The sequence below is a fragment of the Streptomyces sp. NPDC021020 genome (genome assembly GCF_044333285.1).
Taxonomy (GTDB): Bacteria; Actinomycetota; Actinomycetes; order Streptomycetales; family Streptomycetaceae; genus Actinacidiphila.
The window spans coordinates 205,002-230,683 of record NZ_JBIRQQ010000013.1 but is presented as its reverse complement, the minus strand read 5'-3'; the positions used below and the strand labels follow the sequence as shown (position 1 = coordinate 230,683).

The 25,682-nt window shown below is 74.2% G+C and carries 18 protein-coding genes and 1 pseudogene; 7 read left to right on the top strand and 12 right to left on the bottom strand.

The genetic code is table 11. From position 1 onward, the window contains the following. Positions 1-7 precede the first annotated feature (7 nt). The 3 genes from ACH4SL_RS32720 to ACH4SL_RS32710 all read right to left on the bottom strand — a co-directional run bounded on the left by ACH4SL_RS32720 (position 8) and on the right by ACH4SL_RS32710 (position 4,707). Complete coding sequence (locus ACH4SL_RS32720; protein WP_398452569.1) at positions 8-1,966, bottom strand: alkaline phosphatase family protein; 1,959 nt, start codon at positions 1,964-1,966, stop codon at positions 8-10. A gap of 222 nt (positions 1,967-2,188) precedes the next feature. Then, positions 2,189-3,442, bottom strand: coding sequence for an iron uptake transporter deferrochelatase/peroxidase subunit (gene efeB / locus ACH4SL_RS32715; protein ID WP_398452566.1), 1,254 nt, complete (start codon positions 3,440-3,442; stop codon positions 2,189-2,191). Then, positions 3,439-4,707: an EfeM/EfeO family lipoprotein gene (locus ACH4SL_RS32710; protein WP_398452561.1), complete on the bottom strand. Its 1,269-nt coding sequence runs from the start codon at positions 4,705-4,707 to the stop codon at positions 3,439-3,441. The genes efeB and ACH4SL_RS32710 overlap by 4 nt, the downstream gene beginning before the upstream one ends. 275 nt (positions 4,708-4,982) lie before the next feature. Between ACH4SL_RS32710 and ACH4SL_RS32705 the strand changes: the two genes are divergently transcribed. Further along, complete coding sequence (locus ACH4SL_RS32705; protein WP_398452652.1) at positions 4,983-5,384, top strand: RNA-binding S4 domain-containing protein; 402 nt, start codon at positions 4,983-4,985, stop codon at positions 5,382-5,384. Positions 5,385-5,407: 23 nt separating this feature from the next. On the opposite strand, the gene narI is transcribed toward ACH4SL_RS32705, so the two are convergent. From narI to ACH4SL_RS32685, 4 genes are read right to left on the bottom strand one after another with little or no spacing between them, the layout of a single operon-like run. Then, positions 5,408-6,127, bottom strand: coding sequence for a respiratory nitrate reductase subunit gamma (narI, locus tag ACH4SL_RS32700; protein WP_398452559.1), 720 nt, complete (start codon positions 6,125-6,127; stop codon positions 5,408-5,410). Continuing rightward, entirely contained in the window at positions 6,124-6,819 is a 696-nt protein-coding gene (gene narJ, locus ACH4SL_RS32695; protein ID WP_398452649.1) for a nitrate reductase molybdenum cofactor assembly chaperone, read from the bottom strand. The genes narI and narJ overlap by 4 nt, the downstream gene beginning before the upstream one ends. A gap of 5 nt (positions 6,820-6,824) precedes the next feature. Further along, the gene (narH, locus tag ACH4SL_RS32690) at positions 6,825-8,498 is read right to left on the bottom strand and encodes a nitrate reductase subunit beta (RefSeq protein WP_398452557.1); all 1,674 of its coding nucleotides are present in this window, start codon (positions 8,496-8,498) and stop codon (positions 6,825-6,827) included. Beyond that, positions 8,498-12,223, bottom strand: a complete 3,726-nt coding sequence (locus tag ACH4SL_RS32685) for a nitrate reductase subunit alpha (RefSeq protein ID WP_398452555.1) — start codon at positions 12,221-12,223, stop codon at positions 8,498-8,500. The genes narH and ACH4SL_RS32685 overlap by 1 nt, the downstream gene beginning before the upstream one ends. A gap of 311 nt (positions 12,224-12,534) precedes the next feature. Between ACH4SL_RS32685 and ACH4SL_RS32680 the strand changes: the two genes are divergently transcribed. Beyond that, positions 12,535-13,485: a hypothetical protein gene (locus ACH4SL_RS32680; protein WP_398452647.1), complete on the top strand. Its 951-nt coding sequence runs from the start codon at positions 12,535-12,537 to the stop codon at positions 13,483-13,485. Positions 13,486-13,488: 3 nt separating this feature from the next. Here the strand turns inward: ACH4SL_RS32680 and ACH4SL_RS32675 are convergent, their stop codons facing one another. Both ACH4SL_RS32675 and ACH4SL_RS32670 read right to left on the bottom strand, forming a co-directional pair. Continuing rightward, complete coding sequence (locus ACH4SL_RS32675; protein WP_398452552.1) at positions 13,489-14,019, bottom strand: GNAT family N-acetyltransferase; 531 nt, start codon at positions 14,017-14,019, stop codon at positions 13,489-13,491. Positions 14,020-14,045: 26 nt separating this feature from the next. After that, positions 14,046-14,432: a VOC family protein gene (locus tag ACH4SL_RS32670; protein ID WP_398452549.1), complete on the bottom strand. Its 387-nt coding sequence runs from the start codon at positions 14,430-14,432 to the stop codon at positions 14,046-14,048. Positions 14,433-14,493: 61 nt separating this feature from the next. Here ACH4SL_RS32670 and ACH4SL_RS32665 point away from each other — a divergent pair, with 61 nt between their 5' ends. The 4 genes from ACH4SL_RS32665 (at position 14,494) to ACH4SL_RS32650 (ending at position 18,106) form a co-directional block, all read left to right on the top strand. Further along, positions 14,494-14,931, top strand: a complete 438-nt coding sequence (locus ACH4SL_RS32665) for a MarR family winged helix-turn-helix transcriptional regulator (protein WP_398452547.1) — start codon at positions 14,494-14,496, stop codon at positions 14,929-14,931. Positions 14,932-15,197: 266 nt separating this feature from the next. Next, the gene (locus ACH4SL_RS32660; protein ID WP_398452544.1) at positions 15,198-16,388 is read left to right on the top strand and encodes an acetyl-CoA C-acyltransferase; all 1,191 of its coding nucleotides are present in this window, start codon (positions 15,198-15,200) and stop codon (positions 16,386-16,388) included. Positions 16,389-16,547: 159 nt separating this feature from the next. Then, on the top strand, positions 16,548-17,414 hold the full coding sequence (locus tag ACH4SL_RS32655) for a metallophosphoesterase family protein (protein ID WP_398452542.1): 867 nt from the start codon (positions 16,548-16,550) through the stop codon (positions 17,412-17,414). Next, positions 17,411-18,106 (top strand): 4'-phosphopantetheinyl transferase, encoded by a 696-nt coding sequence (locus ACH4SL_RS32650; protein ID WP_398452539.1) that lies wholly within the window; start codon positions 17,411-17,413, stop codon positions 18,104-18,106. Before ACH4SL_RS32655 ends, ACH4SL_RS32650 begins: the two co-directional genes overlap by 4 nt. Before the next feature lie 24 nt (positions 18,107-18,130). On the opposite strand, the gene ACH4SL_RS32645 is transcribed toward ACH4SL_RS32650, so the two are convergent. The 3 genes and pseudogenes from ACH4SL_RS32645 to ACH4SL_RS32635 all read right to left on the bottom strand — a co-directional run. Further along, positions 18,131-19,183: a LacI family DNA-binding transcriptional regulator gene (locus ACH4SL_RS32645; RefSeq protein ID WP_398452537.1), complete on the bottom strand. Its 1,053-nt coding sequence runs from the start codon at positions 19,181-19,183 to the stop codon at positions 18,131-18,133. 153 nt (positions 19,184-19,336) lie between these two features. Then, entirely contained in the window at positions 19,337-21,028 is a 1,692-nt protein-coding gene (locus ACH4SL_RS32640; RefSeq protein WP_398452644.1) for a discoidin domain-containing protein, read from the bottom strand. A gap of 894 nt (positions 21,029-21,922) precedes the next feature. Next, positions 21,923-22,408: pseudogene (locus ACH4SL_RS32635) on the bottom strand (discoidin domain-containing protein); the annotation flags it as partial. Positions 22,409-22,795: 387 nt separating this feature from the next. On the opposite strand from ACH4SL_RS32635, the gene ACH4SL_RS32630 reads away from it, so the two are divergent. After that, positions 22,796-25,411, top strand: a complete 2,616-nt coding sequence (locus ACH4SL_RS32630) for a glycoside hydrolase family 3 C-terminal domain-containing protein (RefSeq protein WP_398452534.1) — start codon at positions 22,796-22,798, stop codon at positions 25,409-25,411. Positions 25,412-25,682: the final 271 nt, after the last annotated feature.

Sequence of the window (25,682 nt, the reverse complement as noted above, 5' to 3'; positions counted from 1 at the left end):
GGTGCGGTCAGGCCGCGGTTCCCGTGCGGCCGCTGCGGTGCTTGCGGGCGTACCACAGGGCGCCGCCGCCGACCAGCAGGACGCCCGCGGTGATGCCCAGGGGCAGCACCGGCGAGGTGCCACCGGTCTCGGCCAGCGTCTGGGTGTCGGTGTTGTTGCCCTGCCCGTTGCTGCCGCCGTTGCCGTTGCCGTTGCCGCCGCTGTTGGCGTGGCTGCCGCCGGTGGCGCTGCTCCCGCCGTTTCCGCCGTTCCCGCCGTTGCTGTTGCCGCCGCCGGAGTTGCTGATCGGCTTGACCGACTTCACCGAACCGTCGGCGTTGAGCAGCACCTGCTGGTTGTTCGGGTGCGTGAAGTCGAAGGCGCCGTTCAGCGTGTTGGCGCGGGCGTCGAAGGACGCGTCACCGATGCGGCCGGTCTTCCAGTTGTCCTCGACGAACTTGGTGATCGAGGCCTGCTCGGTGCGGGTGTGGTCCACCGAGTTGGTCTTGCTCCAGGGCGAGATCACCAGCAGCGGCTGCCGGGTGCCCGGGCCGCAGCGGTCGGCGTAGCCGCCGGCCGACTTCGGGCCCGCCTGGCAGGCCGGGCTGTCGGTCGTCTTGCCGTTGGAGCCGACCGTGGTGTCCTTGGAGCCGTTCTGCGGCTTGGCGTACGCGTGGTCGTACCAGCCGTCGGAGTCGTCGTAGGAGATGACGACCGCGGTGTCCTTCCACTCCGGCGACTGCTGGAGCTGGTTGATCTCCTTGACCAGGAAGTTCTGCTCGTCGATCGGGTCGGAGTAGGCGGCGTGGCCGTCCTGGAACTCCGCGGCCTTCAGGAAGCTGACGGCCGGCAGGTTGCCCGCCTTGAGCGCGGCGTCGAAGTCGGTCAGGTCGTAGTTGTGGTTGGCCTGACCGTCGTGGCCGATCTCGGCGGTGTTCTTCGGCGCCAGGTGGTGCGGGTTCGACGTCGACTTGTAGTACTGGAACGGCGAGTGGTGCGGGCTGTAGTCCACCGAGGACGCGCCGGCCACGTTGGTGTGCGTGCTGGCGGCGCAGGAGGCGTAGTCACCCTGCTTGCCGTCCCACGCGGTGGACGGGCGGAAGCCGCCCTGGAACCAGCCCCAGCTCACGTTCTGGGCGTTGAGCAGGTCGCCGATGTTCTTGCCCTGCATCACGGCCAGCGCGTTCTTGCTGGTGTGGCTGTTGTCCGAGCAGTCGTCGAACGCCGGGTCGGGGTCGTTGATGACCGTGCCGACACCCTTGCCGTCGGGGGAGAGGACCGTGTAGCCGTCCGGCGTGGCGGTCTGCTTCGGGTTCTCCGTGCCCGAGGCCGGGTCCACCGAGATGACGCCGTGCGTCTGGCCGGAGATCAGGTTCAGCGCGCCCGGGGTGGAGGGACCGTAGACGCTGCTGTAGGAGTTGTCACCGAGCGAGTAGTGCTGGGCGTAGTTCCACAGCGCGCTGACGGTGTTGCCGTCGTAGTAGTCCATGACCAGGCCGGGCTCGCCGAACAGGCCGCCCGAGCAGGTGCTGGTCTCGGTGTTCTGGACGTACAGGTCGGCCTTGCCGCCGTTGGCCGCGTACTGCTCGGGACCGTAGTTGTGGTTCTGGTCGCAGGTGACTGCCTGGTCCGGCCCCAGACGCTTGGGAGCGTACTGGTTGGGGTTCTTCTTCAGCAGGCCCGCGTGGCTGAGGGTGTCGATGTTCTTCGGCGTGTTCTTGGCCGCGGTGAACTTCGTACCGTCGGTGTTGGCGGCCACCGGGTAGCTGCCGAAGTAGTGGTCGAACGAGACGTTCTCGTCGTAGATGACGACCAGGTGCTTGATCGGGGTGGCGGTGGAACCGCCGCCCTTCCCGTGGCCGTTGGAGTCGGCGAACGCGGGCGCGGTGCCGCCCGCCAGAACGAGCGCTGCCGCCCCCGCGAGCGCTGCCCAGCGGGCCGGGCGCGCTCCCCTTCTCCTGCTCGTACCGCCGCCTGTGGTGCTCATGCTTTCTCAGCCTCCGCTACGTGGCGCTTTACGCGTGCCGCTGTCGATTCGTGCACGGTGTCGAACGAGATCGTCCGGGCGGTCCGCGACATGACAACGGCCCGGTGGTGGCGTCAGGGTGAACAGCGGGTCAGTAAATCCTTGGGAAAACTTGACTGTTCTTTTACGCGTAGCACCCGGGGGCGCCCGGCCGGTGCGACACGCCCGGCCGGGCGGTGCCGGTCAGCCGAGCAGCGCGCGGCCGAGCCAGTCCGAGCGGTCCTTCACCCCGGGCAGCGCGAAGAAGTAGCCGCCGCCGAAGGGCGAGATGTAGTCCACCAGCGGCTCGCCCGCCAGCCGCTGCTGCACTGCGGCGAACTGCCGCTCCAGGTCCTGCTGGTAGCAGACGAAGAGCAGCCCCATGTCGAGGTTGCCGTTGCTGTCCGTGCCGCGGTCGTAGTTGTAGCCGCGGCGCAGCAGGCGCGAGCTGTCGGTCTTCGGGGTGCGCGGGTTGGCCAGCCGGATGTGGGCGTCCAGCGGGATGATGTCGCCGGTCGGGTCCTGGGCGAATTTCGGCGTGTCGAACTCGTGGCTGCCGTCGAGCGGCGCGCCGGTGTCCCGGGCGCGTCCGAACATCCGCTCCTGCTCCATGATCGAGACCCGGTCCCAGAACTCCACCAGCATCCGGATGAGCCGGACCACCTGGTAGGAGCCGCCCGCCGTCCAGTCGGGCTCGGCGCCCGCGCCGACCCACACCAGGCTGTCGGCGGTCTTGCGGTCCGTCACGTCGGGGTTGGCGGTGCCGTCCTTGAAGCCCATGTGGTTGCGCGGGGTGCCGCTCGGGCGCGGCGGGCTGGTGAAGCCGTCCATCCGCCAGCGCACCTGCATCCCGCCGCGGGTGTGCCGGGCGATGTCGCGCAGCGCGTGCAGCACGGTGTCCTGGTGCGGGGCGCTGAGCTGGAGGCTCAGGTCGCCGTGGCACCACGCCGGGTCGAGGTCGTCGTCGTCGAAGGCGGGCATCGCGGTGAGCCGCAGCGGCTTGCGGTCGGCGAGTCCGAAGCGGCCGTCGAAGAGCGACGCGCCCACGCCGACGGTCACCGTCAGCCCGTCGCCCGGCAGCTGCGGGCCCAGGGTGCCGCTGTCGGAGGGGGCGCCGGTGATGCCCAGCGGGGCCGGTGTGCCGCCCGCCGTCAGGAAGCGCGCCCGGTCGGTGACGGCGTGCATCAGCTCGGTCAGCTCGCGCCGGTCGGTGGCCGTGACGTCGAAGGACAGGAACGCCGACGACGTCTGGACCTCCTCGACGATGCCCGCCTGGTGCGCTCCGTGGAAGGACGCCTGGCGCGCGGCGGCCGTCGCGGACGGGGTGGCCGCCGAGGCGGCCGGACCGGCCAGCGCGGTGGCGCCGCCGGCCACCGCGCCGACCGCGCCCACGCCCAGTGCCGCGCCGCGCAGGAATCCGCGCCGCCGCAGGTCGCCGCCGTGCTCGGTGTCGGTCATGCCGTCCTCCGTACTTCGAAGATCGTCGCCACCGGGGCGAGTTGTTCCAGCAGGTCGCCGAAGTCGGCGTCGATGCGCTCGCGCTGGGCGAGCGTCAGCTTGCCGACCGGCGTCCAGGCGGCGCCGTGGTGCTGGGCGTCCAGGTCCTTCTGGGTGCGGTCCAGCGCCGCGTCGAGCTGCGCGACCGCGGGGTCGCGGGGGACGAGCAGGGCGCGCAGCCGGGTGAGGATCGCGCGGGTGCCGTCGAGGTTGGCGCGGGCGGTCGCGAGGCTGGTGCCGCTGCCGTAGTCGGTGCGGGCGGTGAGCTCGAACTGCTCGGCGTTCTCGATGATCTCGTGGGCCCGCAGGCCCATCGCCGCCGGATCCATCCGCTGGTCGGGCCAGCCCGCCTCGAGGTCCGCCACCGCGCCGACGAGCGCGGCGGCCGGGGCGCGCAGCGAGGCCGCGGACTCGCCGTGCCACAGGCCGTACTCGATGCGGTGGAAGCCGGTGAAGCCCGGGTCCCGCTCCGCGCCGGGGGTACGGGCCACGGTCCCGTTGATCAGGCCGTCGGCGTCCCCGAAGGTGTCGTACGCGGCGCCCATCCGCTCGTAGACCAGATGCGCGGTCAGCCAGTCGGTGCGGGCCGCCGCGAGGTCGCCGCGGTCGATGTCCGCCCTGAGCTTCACGGTGCCGGCCGCCAGCTCGTCGATGCGGCCGCCGACCCACTTCTGGTAGTCGAGCGTCGGCGGGATGAGGTCGTGCTGGTTGACCGGGGCGGCGGCCGGGCCCTGCGGCTGCTTGCCGGGCACCACGACGGTCGGGCCGGTCACGGCGTCGGTGTCGTCCTGCAGGCACTTGAAGGCGTACGAGCCGCTGCCCAGGTCCACCGTCAGCGGGCGGGTGGTGCCCGGCGCGAGGCCGTCGAGCTCGCCGAAGATCTTCCCCGTGCGCGGGTCGTCGAGGTAGACCTCGGAGGCGGTGTCGGAGGTGTTGTGCAGGTCGAAGACCTGGCGGCCGGGCCTCGGCGCCGACCAGCCGCTGCCGCAGGTGCCGGGGGAGATCTCGATCGCGGTGTGCCGCAGCCCGTCGGCCGGCGCGGTGGCACCGGCCCTGGCGTCCTTCGACGAGCCGCCGGAGTTGGCGACCAGCACGGTGGCGGTCACCGCCGCGGCGACCGCCACGGCGGCGGCGCCCACCTGCCACCGCCGGCCGGGCCGGAAGCGCGGACCGGAGGGGGCCGGGGGCGGGGGCGGGGCTTCTATGCCGTCGGGTTCGGCGGACACACCGGACCTCCAGTTTCGTGCAAGTGATCGGGGCGCGGCTCACTCTAGGCACGGTCCGGCGGGGCCATACGGCTGCTGGGCGCAGGGAATCCACAATTCCGCGCCAGTTCACCAGCCGGTCACCTAAGGGCACCCTTACCGGGGTTTTTCCCGGCCGGACGGCCCGCCGCGGCGCCCGCCGGAAAAGGGCGCGGTACGCGGGGCGCCCCCGCGTTAGGCTCGGCAGTATGGCAGCAGAAGGGCAGCGCAACCCGCAGGGGAACGGCAACGCGGGCATGAGCGGTGACGCGGGCGGCAGCGCCCGGGTCGACAGCTGGATCTGGTGCGTGCGCCTGACCAAGACCCGCTCGCTGGCGGCCGCCGCGTGCCGCGCGGGCCATGTGCGGGTCAACGGCGAGCGGGCCAAGCCCGCGCAGACCGTCCGCCCCGGGGACGAGGTGCGATTGCACCACGCCGGGCGGGAGCGGGTCGTCGTGGTGTCCAAGGTGCTGAACAAGCGCGTCGGCGCCCCCGTCGCCGCCGAGTGCTTCGTCGACAACAGCCCGCCCCCGCCGCCGCGCGAGGACGTCCTCGCGCTGGGCCTGCGCGACCGCGGCGCCGGCCGCCCCACCAAGCGCGACCGGCGCGAGATGGAGCGGCTGTACGGCGGCTCCGCCCGCCGCACCCCCGGGCGCTGACGCGGCCGGACCGCCACCGGGGCTCACACCCCGACGCGGTCCCAGCCGCGCGGCTGCTCGCGTTCGGTCAGCGGGCCGCGGCTGCGGTAGACGAGGTAGGGGCGGAAGAAGTACTGCAGGGGCGCGCTGAACATGTGCACCAGCCGGGTGTAGGGCACGAGCGCGATCAGCACCATGCCCATCACCGCGTGGATCTTGAACTCGACCGGGATCCCCGCCATCAGGTCGGTGCGCGGGTCGAGCCGGAAGAGGCTGCGCGCCCACACCGCGAGGGTGGTCCGGTAGTCGTAGCCGGTGCCGAGGTCCGCGTGCGAGAGCTTGGCGTACAGCCCCATCGCGATCTCGCCGACCAGCAGCACGTACATCGCCTTGTCGTTGCGGGTCGTGGCCAGCAGCACCGGCGCGTTGGTGCGCCGCCGGTAGACCAGCAGCGCGACGCCCGCGACGGCCAGCAACCCGGCGAGCGTGCCGCCGACGAGCGACAGCAGGTTGTACGCGTGCTCGTCCACGCCGATCGCGTTCGTCCAGGACGCGGGCACGAACAGCCCCAGCAGATGCCCGGCCAGCACGAACAGGATGCCGTAGTGGAAGACCGGCGAGGCCAGCGACAGCAGCCGTGACTCGTAGATCTGCGAGGAGCGCGTCGTCCAGCCGAACTTGTCGTAGCGGTGCCGCCACACCAGGCCGCTGACCAGCAGGGCGAAGGCGACGTAGGGCAGCGCGCCCCACAGCAGGGTGTTCACCGTCGGATCTCCGTTCCGTGGGCGGCCGGGCCCGCCGCCGGACCGGCGGTCAGGACGGGCAGCAGCCGCAGGTGCCCGTACGGCGACAGCCCGACGTCCTCGTGCGGCGGGCCGCCGCGGGCCATGGCCAGCGCCTGCGCGCGGTCGGCCGGGGACGCGCCCGGCAGCGCCGCGCACACCGCCCGCAGCGCCGCCGCGTACGGGGTGCCGCTCTCCTCCAGCGCGAGCCGCAGCAGCTCCAGCGCCGGGCGGTGCTCGCGCAGCAGCGTGTCGTCGCGGGTCGCGGCGCAGAACTCCAGCACCGCCGGCAGGAAGTCCGGCAGCTCGCCGTCGCGCAGCGCGAAGCCGCGGGCCCGGTAGGTCTGCTGGAAGCGCAGCAGGGCCGTGCCGCGGCGGCGGGTGTCGCCGTCCGTCCACCAGGTCAGGTGCAGGCAGTGCCGCCCGGTGAGGTCGAAGACCCGCACGTAGTCCGCGGCGAGCGCCGTCGGCTCGCCGCCCGCCAGATGCGCGGCCAGCGGCGCCAGCAGCGCGCCCGGCCCGCCCGCCTCGGGCAGGGCGGCCCGCAGCAGCTCCAGGTCCGTGTGCAGGGCCTCGTCCGGGAAGGCCAGCAGCCGGGCGGCGGCCTGGTGGAGCACCGCCGCCGGGTACGCCGCCGCGGGCCCGGCGTCCTTCGCGGCGGGCCGTCGGCGCAGCGGGCTCACCGTTCGGCCTCCCCTTCGCCCGGCGCGGCCCTGCCGGTGGAGGTGCCGGCCGCGGCCTCGTCGTCGCCGGTCTGCCGCCTGCGCAGGACGTGGAAGGTCTCCAGGCTCACCATCGGCAGCCGCCGGCGCCCGGAGTCCTCGCCGAAGGGGCCCTTGCCGGGGGCGTCGCCGCCCATGCCGGGCCCGCCGTCGCCGTCCAGCGAGCAGCCGGGCGGCAGCACCGACTCCTCCAGGCTGCGGGCGTCGCCCATCGCCGCGGTCGGGATGACGTACCGCTCCTCGTACTTCGCGATCGCCAGCAGCCGGTACATCTCCTCGATCTCCCGCCCGCTCATCCCGACCGCGTCCGCCGCGTCCGAATCCGCGCCGGAGACCGCCTCGCCGAGGGTGACGGCCCGCATGTGCGAGCGCATCGCCGCCAGCTTGTCCAGGCTCGCCCGCACCGGCACCGGGTCGCCCGCGGTGAAGAGCCCCGCCAGGTACTCGACCGGGATGCGCAGCGCGTCGATCGCCCCGAACAGGTGGCCCGCGTCCTCGCCGTCGAAGCCGGATTCGGTGAGCGCCTCCACCACCGGCGACAGCGGCGGGATGTACCAGACCATCGGCATCGTGCGGTATTCCGGGTGCAGCGGCAGCGCCACCCGGTAGCGGCTGACCAGCGCGTGCACGGGGGAGCGGCGGGCCGCGTCGATCCAGTCCAGCGGCACCCCGTCGCGCTCGGCCGCCGCCCGCACCCCCGGGTCCCCGGGATCGAGGAAGACGCCCAGCTGCGCCGCGTACAGGCCCTGCTCGTCGGGCGTCTCCGCGGCGGCCGTGACGCGGTCGGCGTCGTACAGCATCACCCCGAGGTAGCGCAGCCGCCCCACGCACGTCTCGGAGCACACCGTGGGCAGCCCCACCTCGATCCGCGGGTAGCAGAAGGTGCACTTCTCGGCCTTGCCGGTGCGGTGGTTGAAGTACACCTTCTTGTACGGGCAGCCCGTCACGCACTGCCGCCAGCCGCGGCAGCCGTCCTGGTCGACGAGCACGATGCCGTCCTCGGCGCGCTTGTAGATCGCCCCCGAGGGGCAGGAGGCGACGCAGCTCGGGTTGAGGCAGTGCTCGCAGATCCGCGGCAGGTAGAACATGAAGGTCTCTTCGAAGGTGAAGCGGACCTTCTCGGCGATCTGCCGCGCCCGCTCGCCGGGGCCGCCGATCAGCGGGTCGGCGTCCCGGTGCTCGACCGACCCGCCGAGGTCGTCGTCCCAGTTGGCGCTCCACCCGATCTCCATCGGTTTCCCGGTGAGCAGCGAGCGCGGGGCGGCCACCGGGAAGTCGTCGCCCAGCGGTGCGTTGACCAGGTTGCGGTAGTCGTACGTCCACGGCTCGTAGTAGTCCTTGATGCCGGGCAGCACCGGGTTGGCGAAGATGTTCGCCATCCGCGCCAGCCGGCTGCCGGCCCGCAGGGTCAGCGCCCCGCGGCGGTTCAGCCTCCATCCGCCGCGCCAGGTGTCCTGGTCCTGCCAGCGCCGCGGGTAGCCCTGCCCGGGGCGGGTCTCGACGTTGTTGAACCAGACGTACTCCATGCCGCGGCGGTTGGTCCATGTCTGCTTGCAGGTGACCGAGCACGTGTGGCAGCCGATGCACTTGTCGAGGTTCATCACCATCGCGACCTGCGCCATGACCCGCATCAGTACGTCACCTCCGCGGTGCGGCGGCGGATCACGGTGACCTCGTCGCGCTGGTTGCCCGTCGGGCCCAGGTAGTTGAACGCCCAGGTCAGCTGGGCGTAGCCGCCGATGAGATGGCTGGGCTTGAGGATCAGCCGGGTCAGCGAGTTGTGGACGCCGCCGCGCCGCCCGGTGCTCTGCGCCTTCGGCACCGCGACGGTGCGCTCCTGCGCGTGGTGCATGTAGACGGTGCCGGCCGGCATCCGGTGCGAGACGACCGCGCGCGCCGCGACGACCCCGTTGCGGTTGACCGCCTCGATCCAGTCGTTGTCGCGCACCCCGATCGCGTCCGCGTCCTGCGGCGCCAGCCAGATCACCTGGCCGCCGCGGGACAGCGACAGCATCAGCAGGTTGTCCTGGTATTCGGAGTGGATGGACCACTTGTTGTGCGGCGTCAGATACCGCACCGTCACCTCCTGCTGCCCGCCGGGGCCGAGCCGCGGCTCGCCGAACAGCCGGTGCATGTCCAGCGGCGGCCGGTAGACCGGCAGCGCCTCGCCCACTTCGTGCATCCAGTCGTGGTCCAGGAAGAACTGCTGCCGCCCGGTCAGCGTGTGCCAGGGCTTGAGCAGTTCGACGTTCTGCGTGAAGGGGCTGTAGCGGCGGCCGCCCGCCTCGCTGCCCGACCACTCCGCGGAGGTGATCACCGTGGTCGGCGCTTCCTGCGTGTCGGCGTACGTGACGCGCCGCGCCTCGCTGTCCTCGGCCAGGTGCGCCATCGCCTGCCCGGTCCTCGCCTCCAGCGAGCGCAGGCTCTGCACCGCGAGCCGCCCGTTGGTCGTGCCCGACAGCGCCAGGATCGCGTTGGCCGCCTTCGCCGCGGTGTCCAGCAGCGGCCGGCCGTGGGTCAGGCCGCCGGCCGCGGTGCCGTTGAGCAGCCGCAGGCTCTCGACCTCGGCGTCCGGGCGCAGCGTCACGCCCTTCGCGGGCAGGCCCAGCTTCTCCGCGAGCGGCCCGAGCGCGGCCATCTTCGCGCCGACGGCGGTGTAGTCGCGCTCCACCACGGTCAGGCCCGGCATCGTCACCCCCGGCACGGGCTCGCACTCGCCGCGCCGCCAGTCCAGCGCGAGCCCGCCGGGCTGGGCGGTCTCGCCGGGCGTGTCGTGCTGCAGCGCGGTCGCCACCAGGTCCCGGCGGGTGCCGAGGTGGTCCACCGCCAGCTCGCTGAAGCGCGTCGCGATCGCCTGGAAGGCGTCGAAGTCGGTACGCGCCTGCCATGGCGGGTCGATGGCCGGCGAGAAGGCGTGCACGTACGGATGCATGTCCGTGCTGGACAGGTCGTGCTTCTCGTACCAGGTCGCCGCGGGCAGCGTCACGTCCGACAGCAGCGTCGAGGACGTCATACGGAAGTCCAGCGACAGCAGCAGGTCCAGCTTCCCCTCCGGCGCCTGCTCGTGCCACACCACGTCGCGCGGCCGGACCTCGGGCGGCGCCTCGGCGGCGTTCAGCGAGGAGTGGGTGCCCAGCAGATGCCGGGTGAAGTACTCCGCGCCCTTGCCCGACGAGCCCAGCAGGTTGGCCCGCCACAGCGTCAGCACCCGCGGCCAGTTGCCCGGCGCGTCCGGGTCCTCGCACGCGAACCTCAGCGTCCCCGCGCGCAGTTCGGCCACCGCCGCGGCGACCGGGTCGTCGCCCTCGGCCAGCTCCAGTGGATTGCGGTCGAAGGTCGGGTAGGACGGCATCCACCCCATCCGGGTCGCCTGCGCCAGGCAGTCCGCGCCCGTCATCCCCGCGAAGCGCCCCTCGCCCAGCGGCGAGGCGAGCACGTCGGCGCGGAAGTGGTCGTAGCGCCACTGGTCGGTGTTCAGGAACCAGTAGGCGGTGCCGATCATCTGCCGCGGCGGGCGGCTCCAGTCCAGCGCGCCGGCCAGCGTCGCCCAGCCCGTGGACGGGCGGCACTTCTCCTGGCCCACGTAGTGCGCCCAGCCGCCGCCGTTGCGGCCCTGGCAGCCGGTCAGCTGGAGCAGCGCGAGGAAGGCCCGGTAGATCGTCTCCGAGTGGAACCAGTGGTTGGTGCCCGCGCCCATCAGGATCATGCAGCGCCCCTGCGAGCGCTCGGCCGTCCGCGCGAACTCCCGGGCGATCCGCACGCACGCCGCCGCCGGCACCGAGGTGTGCACCTGCTGCCAGCCCGGCGTACCGGGCGTGTCGCAGTCGTCGTACGAGGCCGGCCAGGAGCCCGGCAGCCCGTCGCGGCCCACCCCGTACTGCGCCAGCAGCAGGTCGAACACGGTGGTGACCAGCTGCCCGCCGGGCAGCCGCACCGCGGGCACCCCGCGCCGCACCACCGCGCCGCGGCCCTGCCCGTGCGGGCCGCCGTCGGTGTCGAAGCGCGGCAGCGCGACCTCGGCCGGCTCCCAGCCCGCCGCGCCCAGCAGGGTCAGCGCCGGGCGGATGTCCCCGAGGTCCAGATTCCACCGCCCCTGCCCCGACTCCGTCCACCGGAAGCCCACCGACCCGCCGGGCACCGCGGGCCCGCCGGCCGCGGTGTCCCACACCGCCGTCTTCCACTGCGCCGCGTCCTGCCCGGCCTCGGCTCCGCCCAGATCCGCCGCCCGCACGAACTTGTCCGGTACGCGGGCCCCCTCGCGCTCGGCGAGCGTCACCAGGAAGGGCAGGTCGGTGTAGCGGCGCACGTAGTCGGCGAAGAAGGGCACCTCGCGGTCGACGAAGAACTCCCGCAGCAGCACGTGCCCCATACCGATCGCGAGCGCCGCGTCCGTGCCCGGGTGCGGATGCAGCCACTCGTCGGCGAATTTCGTGTTGTCGGCGTAGTCCGGGGAGACCACCACCACCTTCTGCCCCCGGTAGCGGGCCTCGGCCATCCAGTGCGCGTCCGGGGTACGCGTGACGGGCACGTTCGTGCCCCACATCAGCAGATACGCCGCGTCCCACCAGTCGCCCGACTCCGGCACGTCCGTCTGGTCGCCGAACACCTGCGGCGAGGCCACCGGCAGATCCGCGTACCAGTCGTAGAACGACAGCATCGGCGCGCCGATCAGCGCCATGAAGCGGGCGCCCGCGGCGTGCGAGACCATCGACATCGCCGGGATCGGCGAGAAGCCCGCGACCCGGTCGGGGCCGTACTCCCTGATCGTGTGCACGTGTGCGGCGGCGACGATCTCCACCGCCTCGTCCCAGCTCGCCCGCACCAGGCCGCCCTTGCCGCGCGCCTGCTGGTACCGGCGCCGCCGCCGCGGGTCGGCCTGGAGGTCGGCCCACGCCAGCACCGGGTCGCCGAGCCGCTCCCGCGCCTCGCGGTACATCTCCAGCAGCACCGCGCGGACGTACGGGTAGCGCACCCGGGTGGGGGAGTAGGTGTACCAGGAGAAGGCCGCGCCGCGCGGGCAGCCGCGCGGCTCGTACTCCGGGCGGTCCGGGCCGACCGTCGGATAGTCGGTCGCCTGCGTCTCCCACGTGATGATGCCGTCCTTGACGTACACCTTCCAGCGGCACGAGCCCGTGCAGTTGACGCCGTGGGTGGAGTTGACGACGGTGTCGTGGCTCCACCGGTCGCGGTAGAAGCGGTCGCCCTCGCGGCCGCCCTTGAGGTGCTCGCTGTGCAGGTCGGGCGCGGCCTCGCCGCGCCGGAAGAACCTGCCCGCGGCGAGGAGCGCCGCGCCGGCCTCGCGCGGCGTGCCGCCGCCCGGCGGACCGGTGTCGGGGGTCCTGGTGCTGGCGCGCATGGCGTTCCTTCCCGGCCGACGACTTCGGAAGCTAGCAACGCCGGACAAACAGCCCGCCGAGGCGGCTGCCGACATGCCGTACGTCCACCGTTCGGCCGCCGCCCGGCGGCGCGGGCGCGGCGCCGCGCGGGGCGGTGCCGCCGGGCGGACGCGCGGGCCGGCTCCCCGGCGGGACCCGGGCGCAACGGCTGCGCCCGGGTCGGGCGTTCGGCGGGCGCGGGGCGGCGTGGCGGTGCGGGGCGGCGGGCGGGGTGTGCTGCGATGCGGAGGTGACCACACTCCGGGCCCGTACCGTCGACGCGTTTCCGGGGGTGCGTGCCGTCAGCCGGCTCGCGACCGTGCCGCCCGCGGCCGGGGCCGCCGTCATGGCGACCGGGATCGTCTCGGTGGGGCTGCACCTGCTCGGCCGCGGCGTGCTGTCCGGCGTCTTCCTGGCCGTCGCCGCCGCGCTGTGGGTGCTGCTCGCCCTCGCCTTCGCCGTACGGCTGCTCGGCGACCGCTCCGGCTGGGTCGCGGCCTCCGCCAACCCGCCCGCCCTCACCGCCGTCGCGGCCACCTGCGTCCTCGGCACCCGGCTGTCGCTGCTGGGCTCGCAGCGCACCGCGCTGGCGCTGCTCGCGCTCAGCGCGCTCGCCTGGCCGTGGCTGCTGCTGTCGGTGCTGCGGCACCTGAGGCGGCCCGCGCCCGGCGGGGCCTTCCTCGTCTGCGTCGCCACCGAGGGCCTCGCCGTGCTCGCCGCGACCCTCGCGCTCGCCGGCCAGGGCGACTGGCTGGCGTGGGCCGCCCTCGTCGCGTGCCTGCTCGGCGTCGTGCTCTACGGCGAGGCGCTGCTGCGCTTCGACTTCGGCCAGGTCCTCACCGGCAGCGGCGACCACTGGATCGCCGCGGGAGCGCTGGCCATCTCCGCGCTCGCCGCCTCCAAGCTCACCGCCTCGCCCCTGTGGACCGGCGCCGGGCACAGCGCCCTGCGCGTCCTCACCCTCGTGCTGCTCGGCCTGGACCTCGCGTGGTACGCGGTGCTCGCCGTCTGCGAGGTCCTCCGCCCCCGGGTGCGCTACGACCTGCGGCGCTGGTCGACGGTCTTCCCGCTGGGCATGAGCGCGGTGGCCGCGCTCTCCACCGCGCAGGCCGCGCACGTCCGGCGGCTGCACGGGACCGGCACCGTACTGCTGTGGATCGCCTTCGCGGCCTGGCTGCTGGTGGCCGCGGGCTTCTGCGCGCACGTGCTGCGCGGGCGCGGGGCGGGGCGGCCGCGCTTCTGAGCGTCAGAGGGCGATCCAGTAGCGGCGCTTGGCGCCCGCGGCGGTCGGTCGGACGTCCTCCAGGACGCCGCCGTTGCGCTCGATCGTGCGCGCCGACGCGGTGTTCGCGTCGTCGCAGGTGACCAGGACGCGTTCCAGGCCGAGCGCGCGGGCCTCGGGCAGCACCGCGCCCAGCGCCCACGTGGCCACGCCCCGGCGGCGGAAGGAGGGGCGGACGCTGTAGCCGATGTGGCCGCCGGCGTGGAGCAGGAGGTCGTTGAGGTGGTGCCGCAGGTCGATCGCCCCCACGTAGTCCTCGCCCTCGACGATCCACCAGTGGGTGGCGTGGACGCGCCCCTCGCCGAGCGTGGCGGAGGAGTCCGCCTGCCGCCGCAGCGTGCCGACCCACTGCGCGAAGACCGCGGGATCGGCGAGGTCGCCCCCGGGCGCGAGGCGCAGGCCGCCCCCGTCCTGGTGGGCCCCCGCCGGCCACTCGGCGAGGGCCGCGAGCCACGAGGCCTGCAACGTCTCCGTGGGCGCGATCAGTTCGGGCATGCGGCAGACGCTAACACCGGCGGCGGTCAGTACGACTGGAGCTCCCACAGGTTGCCCGCCGGGTCCCGGACGTGGGCAGTGCGCATCGTCGGCCCCCACTCCGGGCGGGCGGCCGGACCCGCGACCGCGGCGGCGCCGTGCCGCAGGCACAGCTCGTATCCGGTGGTGACGTCGGCGACCCGGCTGACCAGCATGCTCGCGCCGCCCGCGGTGTCGCCGCCGGAGAGCGCGCCCAGCTCGCCGCGCTCGATGAGGGCGAGGACGCCCTCGGTGCCCACGTCCCAGCTCGCGTACGGCCCGTCCGCCGAGCCGCGGGCCAGCCGCGCGCCGATGAGCGCGGGGAGCACGGCGTCGTAGAAACGGAAGGCGGCGCCGTAGTCGGTGACCATCAGGCGGGGGTGGAGTGCGTCCATTGCTGCCTCGCTCGAATAGTGGGTGCGGACCTATTATTGGTATGAGCCTATAATACGGCTCATGGCCGCCGACGGGACGCCCCCCACACTCACCGCCCTCACCACCTACCTGCTGTCGAAGACCGGCAAGGCCGCACGTGGCCGCCTCGCGGCGCAACTCGCCGCGCAGGGACTGCGGCTGTGGCACATGGCGGTGCTCGCCGCCCTCGCCGACTTCGGCCCGCACACGCAGCGGGAGCTGGCCGAACGCCTCACGATCGACCCCAGCGACATGGTGAAGGTGCTCGACGACCTCACCGCCGCCGGCCACGTCACCCGCACCCGCGACCCCGCCGACCGCCGCCGCGTCCGCGTCGCCCTCACCGGGTCCGGCACCGCCGCCCTCGCCGCCCAGGTCACCCAGGCGGAATCCGTCCAGTCCGCCCTGCTCGCCCCCCTCACCCCGCAGGAACGCGCAACCCTGCACGCCCTGCTGCTCCGCATCCACGAGGCGAGCTGACGGCTGCGGCGGGCGGCCACCCCTCTGGGGATGGCGGTTGCGCCGCGGGGCGAGCCCTCTGGGGGTGGCGGTTGCGCCGCGGGGCGAGCGTTTTTAGGGGCGCGGGGAACTGCGCGAGCAACCCCCGCCGGCCGTTGGTCCGGAAACGACCGCAACAGCCCCTCCGAATCGGTACCCGCCCCACGGCGGGCCTGCGCACCCGGCACCGCGCAGGTGCCCTCCCCCGGAAGCCCCCGCGGAGCGACTAGCACTGCTAGTTTGACGTCATGCGCCCCGCAATCCACTTCGTCGCAGCCCGCCGCACGGCGATCGGGAAGCTCCGCGGCGGGCTGTCCGGCGTGCGGCCGGACGACCTCGCCGCGAGCGTCGTCCGCGGCCTCGTCGCCGACGTGCCCGCGCTCGACCCCGCCCGGATCGACGACGTCTACTGGGGGGCCGCCAACCAGGCGGGCGAGGACAACCGCAACGTCGCCCGGATGGCCGCCCTGCTCGCCGGCCTGCCCGACTCCGTACCCGGCGTGACCGTCAACCGGCTGTGCGCCTCCGGCATGGAGGCCGTCACCGCGGCGGCCCGCGCCATCGCCGCCGGGGAGGCGGACATCGTGCTCGCCGGGGGCTCGGAGTCCATGAGCCGCGCCCCCTTCGTGCTGCCCCGGCCGGACGAGGCCCTGCCGCGTACGCTCCCGACGTACGACACCCGGCTCGGCTGGCGGCTCACCAACCCCGTGATGAGCGACCTGCACGGCGTGCTGGCGATGGGCGAGACGGCCGAGGAGGTCGCCGCCCGGTACGGCGTCAGCCGCGCCGACCAGGACGCCTTCGCGCTGCGCTCGCACCGCGCCGCCGCCGCGGCCCGCGCCGCCGGGCGGTTCGACGCGGAGATCCTGCCGGTGGCCCGGCCCGGCGGCGACGCGTTCACCCGCGACGAGTCCGTGCGCGAGGACACCACCGCGGACAAACTCGCCGCCCTCGCCCCCGTCTTCCGCGCCGGCGGCACCGTGACCGCCGGCAACTCCTCGCCCATGAACGACGGCGCCGCCGGTCTGCTGCTGGTCAGCGACGCCGCGCTGCGCGACCTCGGCGCCGAATCCCTCGGCCGCTACGCCGCGGGCGCCAGCGCGGGGGTGCACCCCGACGTGATGGGAATGGGCCCGGTGCCCGCCACCAGGAAGGCGCTGGCCCGGCTCGGCCGCGAGGTGGACGGTCTGGACGCCGCGGAGGTCAACGAGGCGTTCGCCGCACAGGCGTTGGCCTGCGTCCGCGAGCTCGGCCTCGACCCCGGGCTGGTCAACCCCGACGGCGGCGCCATCGCCCTCGGCCACCCGCTCGGCGCGTCCGGCGCCCGTATCCTCACCACGCTGCTGCACCGCATGGCCCGTACCGGCGCCCGGCGCGGACTGGCCACCATGTGCGTCGGCGTCGGCCAGGGCACCGCCGTCCTCGTCGACCGCGACTGAGACCGCGACCGGGACCGGGACCCGGACCGGCGCCAGGACCGGGACCGACGGCCGGCCGGCGCCGCGCCGGGCGGCGGAAGATCGATAGGGGTTGGCCCCGGCGTCCGGCTCTGGGAGAATCGGGGGCGCTGTTGCCGGTACCACGGGGACGGAGTCGCCATGACAGGCCCTGACGGGGCGCATCTGCTCGCGATCAGCGACCTGCACGTCGGATACGAGGCCAACCGGCAGATCGTTGAGCGCCTCCGGCCCGAGCACGAGGACGACTGGCTGCTGGTCGCCGGGGACGTCGCCGAGCTGACCCCGGACATCACCTGGGCGCTGACCACGCTGACGAACCACTTCGCCAAGGTCATCTGGCTCCCCGGCAACCACGAGCTGTGGACCCACCCGCAGGACCCGGTCCAGCTGCGCGGCGAGCGCCGCTACCGCCACCTCGTCGACGAGGCCCGCGCGCTCGGCGTGATCACCCCCGAGGATCCCTACCCGGTGTGGGAGGGCCCGCAGGGACCGGTCGCGGTCGTGCCGATGTTCCTGCTGTACGACTACACCTGGCGGGACGGCACACCCGGCGCCCGCACCAAGGACGACGCGCTGGCGCAGGCCCACGAGGCCGGCATCGTCTGCACCGACGAGATGTTCCTGCAGCCCGACCCGCTGCCGGGCCGCGACGACTGGTGCCGGGCCCGCGTCGCCGAGACCGCCCGCCGGCTGGACGCCCTCGACCCCTCGCTGCCCACCGTGCTCGCCAACCACTGGCCGCTGCACCGCGAGCCCACCCAGATCCTCACCTACCCGCAGTTCGCCCTGTGGTGCGGCACCGAGCTGACCGAGGACTGGCACACCCGCTACCGCGCCACCGAGGTCGTCTACGGGCATCTGCACATCCCGCGCGTCATCTGGCGCGACGGCGTCCGCTTCACCGAGGTCTCCCTCGGCTACCCGCGCGAGTGGAGCCGCCGCGAGAGCGGCCCCGCGGGTCTGCGCCGCATCCTCGCCGGTCCGCGGCAGGCGGCCCGGCGGTGATCGAACTCGTCCTGCCCGCGGCCGTCCTGCACCGCGCCGCCTACGGGGGCGAGCTGGACCACGCGCCGCTGCACCCCGAGGAGACCCCCGCCGTCGCCCGCGCCGTCGACAAGCGGCGCCGCGAGTACGCCGCCGGCCGCGCCTGCGCACGCGACGCGCTCGGGCAGCTCGGCATCCCACCGGGCCCGATCCTGCGCGACCCGCACCGCGGCGCCCCGCAGTGGCCGGACGGCGTTGTCGGCAGCATCACCCACTGCGACGGCTACCGCGCCGCAGCCGTCGCGCGCACCGCCGACATGCTCGCCCTCGGCATCGACGCCGAGCCGCACGACGTCCTGCCCGAAGGCGTCCTGGAAGCCGTCCTCGCCACCGACGCCGAACGCGCCCGGCTCGCCGAACTCGCCAGGCGCGCTCCCTCGGTCCACTTCGACCGGCTGCTCTTCAGCGCCAAGGAGACCGTCTACAAGGCCTGGTATCCCTACCACCACCGCATGCTCGGCTTCGACGAGGCCGAACTGCTGCTCGCCACCGACCCCGGCACGTCCGACCGCGGCAGCTACACCGCCCGCGTCCTCATACCCGGCCCCCTTCTCGCCGAGGGCGTCGGCCCCGACGTCTTCACCGGCCGCTGGGCCGTACGCGACGGCCTGCTCGTCACCGCCATCGCCGTCCCGGCCGAACCTGCTAGCTGACCGGAAGGGGGTCCGGCGAAGCCGTCACCCCGAATCGCGCTCCACCAGCGTCGTCCGGAAGATGACGGAGCGGGTGTCCTGCCGCGGGTCGTCGATGCGGGCGAGCAGCAGGCGCGCCATCTCCGCCGCCATGTCCTCGACCGGCTGGCGGATCGTGGTCAGCAGCGGACGGGACGCCTGCGCCGCGCTGCTGTCGTCGAAGCCGATCACGGCGACGTCGTCGGGCACCCGGCGGCCCTGGTCCCGCAGCACCAGCAGGGCGCCCTGCGCCATCAGGTCGTTGGCGACGAACACCCCGTCGGTGTCGGGGTAGAGCTCCAGCAGCTCGCGCATCGCCCGCTCGCCGCCGACCTGCGTGAAGCTGCCCTCCACGCTGGGCACGTACGCGTAGCCGTGCTCGGCCATCGCCTCCCGGAAGCCCGCCAGCCGGTCCTGGCCCGCGGGGGAGTCGAACGGGCCCGCGATCGTGGTGATACGGCGGCAGCCGCGCGCCAGCAGCCGCTCGGCCGCGATCCGCGCGCCCGCCTGCTGCGCCACGTCCACGTAGCTGATCGGGATCGGCGTGGACGGGCGCGCGAACAGCACCGTGGGCAGGCCCGCTTCGGTCAGCAGGAAGGGCAGCGAGTCACCGGGCGCTATCGACACCAGCGCCACGCCGTCGATGTGCTCCTGGCGCAGGTTGGCCACCAGCGCGTGCCGCGCGTCCTCGGAGTCGGCCAGCATCAGCACCGGATGCACCCCGCGCGGGCGCAGCACCGTCAGCAGGCCGCCGACCACCCGGCCGAAGAACGGGTCGCTGAACACCTGGCCCAGGAAAGGGTCGTCGGCGGTGCGGTGCGCCGGAACGGAGAAGACCAGCGCGACGGAGTCGGTGCGCCGGGTGACCAGGGTGCGGGCCGCGCGGTTGGGCACGTAGCCGGTCGCCGCGACCGCTTCCTGGACGATGCGCTGGATCTCCGGATCGACGTTGCGCGTCCCGTTGACCACGCGCGACACCGTCGCCCGCGACACCCCGGCGGACCGCGCGACGTCTTCCAGAGTGGGCTGGCGCGGCCCCGGCGGACGGCTGCTCGTCATGGGTGCAGTTATACCATGGGCCGGAGAGCGCTCTCCGGCCTTCGGTGCAGGCCACAGCACGGATCGGACCCCCGGGGCGGGGACAAGGGAGCGGGGTGCGGCGACCCCCCACAGGCCCGCCGCACCCCGCCCCGGCTCAGCCGGGTCCGCCGCTCAGGCGTACACCCCGAATTCGTACAGCGAGTCGCCGTACGCCGTGCCCCGCGCGGTGATCGTCACCCGCACGTACCGGCCGGTGCCGCTGACGTCCAGGGTGTCCACCCCGCCCGCCCCGGTCGACGTCGAGTGCACGGTCGTCCAGTTGCTGCCGTCGTTCGACACCTGCACCTGGTAGGCCTTCCCGTAGGCCGCCTCCCAGGCCAGCTGCACGTGCTTGACCGCGGTCGGCGCGCCGAGGTCGACCTGGATCCACTGCGGGTCGCTCCACTCGCTCGCCCACCGGGTCGTCATGTTCCCGTCGGTGGCCATCACCGGGGTGCACGGGCAGCCGCCCGTCGGGTCGGACTGGTAGGTCGAGGCGGTCGTGGGCCTGCCCTGGGCGACGTTCGTGCCGTCGACCTTCGGTGCCACCACCCGGAAGGACTTCGTTTCCACGCCGAGGTTGCCGTGGCCGTCGTAGGCGTAGACGTACACCTTCCACACCCCGAGCGTGGTGGGCGCGGTCACCGTGAACTGCCCGTCGCCGGTCTGCGTGAAGGTCACCTGGCGCAGACCCGTCGTGCTGTCCACGTACTTGGTGGAGTACATCAGGTTGTAGCGGACCGGGTCCCCGTCCGGGTCGGTCGCCTTCGCCGACACCGTGAACGTGCCGCCCGCGGGCACCGACGAGCTGTTCGACAGCGTCATCGAGCCGATCGACGGCGGGGTGTCCGCCTGCGGCGAGCCGCCGTAGTCCTTGGCGACCGAGTAGTACGCGGGCCGCTTCCAGCCCTCCGGGCGCAGGTTGAACCAGATGCCGCCGAAGTCGTTCTCCTCGCCGTAGTTGAACATCGTCGCGCCGAGCCCGACACCGGTGTGCCCGACGATGCAGTTCCACGCCGAGGTGTACGCGTCGCGCTTCTGCGCGTCCGTCGGCTCGGTCGGCACCCCGTTCGCGTCGTTCGGTACCTCCCACTCGCCCGCCTCGCCGGACTCCGTCACGATGTACGGCTTGGTGTAACCGCCGGAGACCCAGTCCTGCTTGACGTTGCAGACCGCCCCGTAGGAGTTGACGGCGTAGAGGTCCAGCGACGGCGTGTACTGCTTGTAGTACGGCCACGCGCCCGTCCACGCGTCGGTCGACGTCACCGGGTGGTTCGGGTCGATCGCGTGGATCGCCTGCGCCACCTGCTCCACGAACTGCGCGTAGGCGATGCGCTGCTGCTCGATCGCCGCGCCCGAGTAGTGGTCCTGGGTGGTGAGGATGACCTCGTTGCCGACGTCCCACATCAGCACCCCGGGGTGGTTCTTGTAGGTGCTGACCCAGTTCTTGATGTCGTTGAGGGTGTTGGTCTTGTACGTGGTGTCGTTGACGTAGTCCGCGCCCTGGTTGAGCCAGAAGCCGTTGACGACCTTCATGCCGTACGCCGCGGCCGCGTCCAGCAGCGGCTTGCTGCTCGCGTCGGTGCCCCAGGTGCGCAGCGTGTTGACGCCCATCGACTTCAGGTCGCGCATGTGCGCGTCGGCGGTCGTCGCGGACGGGCCCCACGTCACGCCCTTGACCTGCCAGGGCTTGCCGTCCACCGTGAGCTGCCAGTTGCCCTGGCCGCCCGTGACGTGGACGTTGCTCGCGCCGGTCGGTACGGGCGGGTCGGTCAGCGGGGCGGGGGCGCTGCCGGTGGTCTGCGACACCGTGACGCTGTCGATGCTCAGCACGCCGCCGGAGGTGGTGTCGTCGGCGGGCGAGGTGCAGCCGCACACCGCGTTGGGGTAGGAGCCGCCGATGCGCAGGCTGAAGTCGAGGTAGACGCCGTGGTGCACGGCCGCGTCCCACGTGGACACGCCGACCTGCGACTCGCTGACCTGCCAGACCTGGTTGCCGTCGAGATACCAGCGGATCTGCTCGTCGGAGGTGGTGCGGTCGATGATCTCGGAGTAGGTGTGGTAGCCGGTCTGGCAGCCCGCACAGGTGGCGAGGCCGCTGGTCAGGCCGTTGTACTCGGCGCAGTTGCCGCCGGGGGCCGTCCCGCAGTGGAGGGTCGCCGAGAGCTGGCTGCGGCCGTTGACGTCTTCCATGATGTCGCTCTCGCCCACCGCGGGCCACGCGTTGACGTTGCCGCGGTAGCCCGCGCCCATCGCCCGGAAGGACGGCCAGTAGCCGAGCGCCTTGGCGACGTCGGGCTGCTTGAGGGTCGCGGAGATCTGCAGCCGGCCGCCGGCCGGGGCCTGGAAGTCGGTGCGCTTGGTCTCGATGCGGCCCGAGGTCCAGGAGCCGCCCGACTTCAGGGCGGTCAGGCTGAGGTGGCCGCTGCCGTCGAGGCCGACGTTGGCGGGGGAGTCGGTGGCCGTCTCGACCTCGCCGGTGCCCCAGCCGGCGGGGCCGCCGGGGTAGGCGGTGCCGGTGTCGGTGATCCAGTTGCCCGCGTCGGGCTTGCTGCCGGCGGCGCCGTCGAAGCCGTCGCTCCAGAGGGTCGTCCAGTCGCCGGGGGGCGGGGTGCCGGTGCTGCCGCCGTTCGCGCCGCCGTCGGTGCCACCGGACGTGGTGCCGCCGGATGTGGCGCCGGTGCCCGCGGTGCCGTAGACCTGGAATTCCCACAGCGAGTAGCCGTAGCCGTTGCTGCGGGCGGTGCCGTTCATCCGGACGTAGCGGCCGGTGCCGGTGGCGGTGACCGTCTCGGTGCCGCCGGGCGCGGCGTTGGTGGCGTAGATCTGCGTCCAGTGGGTGGCGTCGTCCGAGACCTGGATCTGGTAGGCCTTCGCCGGATTCTCCCAGGTGAGGACGACCTTGCTGACGGTGGACGAGGTCCCGAGGTCGACCTGGAGCCACTGCGGGTCGGCCCAGGCGCTGGCCCAGCGGGTGGCGGAATTGCCGTCGACGGCCGCGGTGGCCGGGTAGCCGGCGCCCTCGGTGGAGGACGCGGTGGCGGGCTTGCCCTGGGAGAGCAGGGCGTCGGCGGCGTGCGCGGGGGCGGCCGGGACGGCGAGCGCGTAGAGCGCGAGGCCGGTGGCCACCAGCAGCAGGAAGGCGGCACGCAGCGGCGGAGGCAGGGCTCCGGCTCGCGAGCGTGCCGAGGGTGACGCTCTCATGACGGACTCCAGCGGTGGGGGGGGGAGGTGGAGGAGCTGGGGCGGTACGGGAGGGGAAATGTGATCTGGGAGAGCGCTCTCTCAGTGGCCCTGATGGTTGCCTCAAGGTTTCCGGGGTGTCAAGGGATGCGACATGAACGGCCGCCCGTGAGGCGGGTGATGGTGCCGTGACGCGCCGCAGGAGGCGGGGTCGCGGTGGCACTGCCCGGCGGGCCGCGGCGGGGCTTGACACCTGGTCGGCGGACGGCCAGGGTAGCGACTGCGGGAGAGCGCTCTCCCGCATCTCTCGCCACCCGGACTGCTCGTCCCCAGCCTGCCGCTCACCGCGGCCTTCCCGCCGATGGGCCGTCACGCCGCGGGCGGCGCCGCACGGAAGGCCATGAAGGGATGACCATGATCACCCCAGGGCCCGTGCCCGCGCCGCCCGCCGCCGCACCCGCGGTCACCGACGAGCGGCTCGACGCCCTCGTCGCCCGGCTCGACCTGCCCGCGAAGATCCGGCTGCTGTCCGGCGCCGGAACCTTCCGCACCGCGCCGGAACCCGCCGTCGGCCTGCGCGCGATGGGCTTCTCCGACGGCCCGGCCGGTGTGCGCGGGGAGCGCTGGGACGAGCGCGACACCGCGCTCGCACTGCCCTCCCCGACCGCGCTCGCCGCTGCCTGGGACGACGAGCTGGTCGCGGAGCTGGGCGGGCTGCTCGCCGCCGAGGCCCGCCGCAAGGGCATCGACGTGCTGCTCGCCCCGACCCTCAACCTGCACCGCACCCCCGCCGCCGGCCGCCACTTCGAGTGCTTCGCCGAGGACCCGCTCCTCGTCGGCCGCACCGCCGCCGCCTACATCCGCGGCGTGCAGGCCGGCGGGGTCGCCGCGACCGCGAAGCACTACGTGGCCAACGACTCCGAGACCGACCGCCTCACGCTGGACGCCCGCGTCGACGAGCGCACCCTGCACGAGGTCTACCTCGCCCCCTTCGAGGCCGCGGTACGCGCCGGGGTGTGGGTGGTGATGTCCGCGTACAACCGCGTCAACGGCGTCACGATGTCGCACAGCCCGCTGCTCGCCGAACCCCTCAAGGGCTCCTGGGGCTTCGACGGCGTCGTCGTCTCCGACTGGGGCGCGGTGCGCAGTACGGAGCCGGCCGCGCTCGCCCCGCAGGATCTCGCGATGCCCGGCCCGCACCCGCTGTGGGGGGAGCCGCTGGTCGCGGCCGTACGCGCCGGGCGGGTGCCGGAGGAGCTGGTCGACGCGAAGGTGCGGCGGCTGCTGCGGCTCGCCGCGCGGGTCGGCGCGCTGGAGGGGGCCGGGCCGCCGCGCGCCGCCGCGGCGCCCGCCGAGCCGCGCGCGCTGCTGCGCCGTGCGGTGGCCGCGGGGTGCGTACTGCTGCGCAACGAGGGCGCCTTGCTGCCGCTGATCCCGGCCGCTGCTCCCGGTGCGGCGGGCCCCGCGGCTCCGGGCGTGCAGGGGGCGTCCGGAGCCGCGTGGTCCGAGGCACCGGGCGTGCCCGGGGCGTCCGGGGATACCGGTGGCGTGTCCGGCGGCCTGGCCCGGCTCGCGGTGATCGGGCCGAACGCCGCCGCCGCGCGGGTGCAGGGCGGGGGCAGCGCGGGCGTCTTCCCGGAGGCGGTCGTGTCACCGCTGGACGGGATCCGGGAAGCGCTCTCCGGCACCGGTACCGAGGTCGTGTACGCGGAGGGCGTGCGGCTGGGCACCCGGCCGACCCCGCTGCACCCCGGCAACGCCGTCGACCCGCGCACCGGCGAACCCGGGGTGCTGGTCCGCTACCTAGCCGCGGACGGCTCCGAACTGTGCGCCGAACACCGGCTCAGCGGCCGCGTCCTGGAGCCCGGCGACGCGCCGGACCTGGCCCGTACGGCGGCGTCCGTCGAGGTCAGCGCGCATTTCACGCCCGCCGCCGCGGGGGAGTGGCGGCTGTCGGTCGTGGGCCTGGGCGCGGTCGCGCTGCGCGTGGACGGCGACGTGCTGATCGACACCGTGGTGGAGCCGGAGTCCGACGACCCGACGTACGTGCACGTGGCGCCGTCCTTCCGTACCGCGGTCCGCAAGGCCGTCGCGGGCGAGCCGCTGCACCTGGTCGCCACCCGCGAGCTGCGACCGGAGCAGGGGATGGCCGTCGCGCTGGCCGCCGACGCGCCGCGGCCCGCGGAGGACGCGGCCTTCGCCGAGGCCGTCGCGTGCGCGCGCGGCGCCGACGCCGTCGTCGTCGTGGTGGGCACCACGGACGAGATCGAGAGCGAGGGCGCCGACCGCACCTCGCTCGCGCTGCCGGGCCGCCAGGACGAGCTGGTCGCGGCCGTGGCCGCCGCCAACCCCCGCACGGTGGTGATCGTCAACGCGGGCGGCCCGGTCGAACTGCCCTGGCGGGAGAGCGCTCCCGCGGTGCTGCTGTGCTGGTTCCCGGGGCAGGAGGCCGGGCACGGGCTCGCCGACGTGCTCCTCGGCCGCACCGAGCCGGGCGGGCGGCTCCCCACCACCTGGGCCGCGCGGGCCGAAGGCGCCCCGCTGCCCGCCACGGCCCCCGAGGAGGGCGTGCTGCGCTACGCGGAGGGCCCGTACATCGGCCACCGCGCCTGGCGCCGCGCAGGGGCGGAACCGGCGTACTGGTTCGGCCACGGCCTCGGCTACACGACCTGGGCCTACGAGGCCTTGCAGGTGCGGCCGCTGCCGCAGGACGCCGCGGGCACCGGCGCGACCGCGCTGGTCACGGTGCGCAACACCGGCGCCCGGGGCGGGCGCGAGGTCGTCCAGGTGTATCTGACGACGGGCCAGGACGAACACGACGACGGCGGCCCGCGGCTCGCCGGCTACGCGGCCGTGCACGCCGCGCCCGGCGGCACCGCGGTCGCCGAGGTGCGGATCGAGCCGCGGGTGCTGGAGCGCTGGTCGCCGGCGGAGGCCCGCTGGGTGCCGCGCCCCGGCCCGTACGTGCTGCACGCCGGCCCCTCCGCCGCCCGGCAACCGCTCTCCGCGCCGCTGGCCCCCTGACCGCCCGTCAGCCGGGGCCCACCCCGGACCGGGGCGCCTTCCGCTCCTGACCGCGGAAGGCGCCCCACCCCACCGCTCCCCGAGGCGCCTCGGGCGTGCGGCTCTCGGGCGGCGCGGGGCCTTCCCGCTGCCCTGCCCGCCGGGCTCCTGGCCGGGAGCGGCCCCGTGCTCCTTCGCGCGAGTCGAGGGGCCGCGTCCGACCGTCTCCTGCCCCGGCCCCGGCCCGCCCGACGGGCCCTCGCACGGCGCCCTCGGGGGGCCTTCACGCGTC

Excerpts from the sequence above, each read along its gene's own strand:
- ACH4SL_RS32665 (WP_398452547.1), top strand. The coding sequence starts at position 14,494 with ATGGCCGCCGACGGGACGCCCCCCACACTCACCGCCCTCACCACCTAC.
- ACH4SL_RS32655 (WP_398452542.1), top strand. The coding sequence starts at position 16,548 with ATGACAGGCCCTGACGGGGCGCATCTGCTCGCGATCAGCGACCTGCAC.
- efeB (WP_398452566.1), bottom strand. The coding sequence starts at position 3,442 with ATGACCGACACCGAGCACGGCGGCGACCTGCGGCGGCGCGGATTCCTG.
- ACH4SL_RS32630 (WP_398452534.1), top strand. The coding sequence starts at position 22,796 with ATGACCATGATCACCCCAGGGCCCGTGCCCGCGCCGCCCGCCGCCGCA.
- ACH4SL_RS32720 (WP_398452569.1), bottom strand. The coding sequence starts at position 1,966 with ATGAGCACCACAGGCGGCGGTACGAGCAGGAGAAGGGGAGCGCGCCCG.
- ACH4SL_RS32685 (WP_398452555.1), bottom strand. The coding sequence starts at position 12,223 with ATGCGCGCCAGCACCAGGACCCCCGACACCGGTCCGCCGGGCGGCGGC.
- ACH4SL_RS32675 (WP_398452552.1), bottom strand. The coding sequence starts at position 14,019 with ATGCCCGAACTGATCGCGCCCACGGAGACGTTGCAGGCCTCGTGGCTC.
- ACH4SL_RS32645 (WP_398452537.1), bottom strand. The coding sequence starts at position 19,183 with ATGACGAGCAGCCGTCCGCCGGGGCCGCGCCAGCCCACTCTGGAAGAC.
- narH (WP_398452557.1), bottom strand. The coding sequence starts at position 8,498 with ATGCGGGTCATGGCGCAGGTCGCGATGGTGATGAACCTCGACAAGTGC.
- ACH4SL_RS32670 (WP_398452549.1), bottom strand. The coding sequence starts at position 14,432 with ATGGACGCACTCCACCCCCGCCTGATGGTCACCGACTACGGCGCCGCC.
- ACH4SL_RS32660 (WP_398452544.1), top strand. The coding sequence starts at position 15,198 with ATGCGCCCCGCAATCCACTTCGTCGCAGCCCGCCGCACGGCGATCGGG.
- ACH4SL_RS32705 (WP_398452652.1), top strand. The coding sequence starts at position 4,983 with ATGAGCGGTGACGCGGGCGGCAGCGCCCGGGTCGACAGCTGGATCTGG.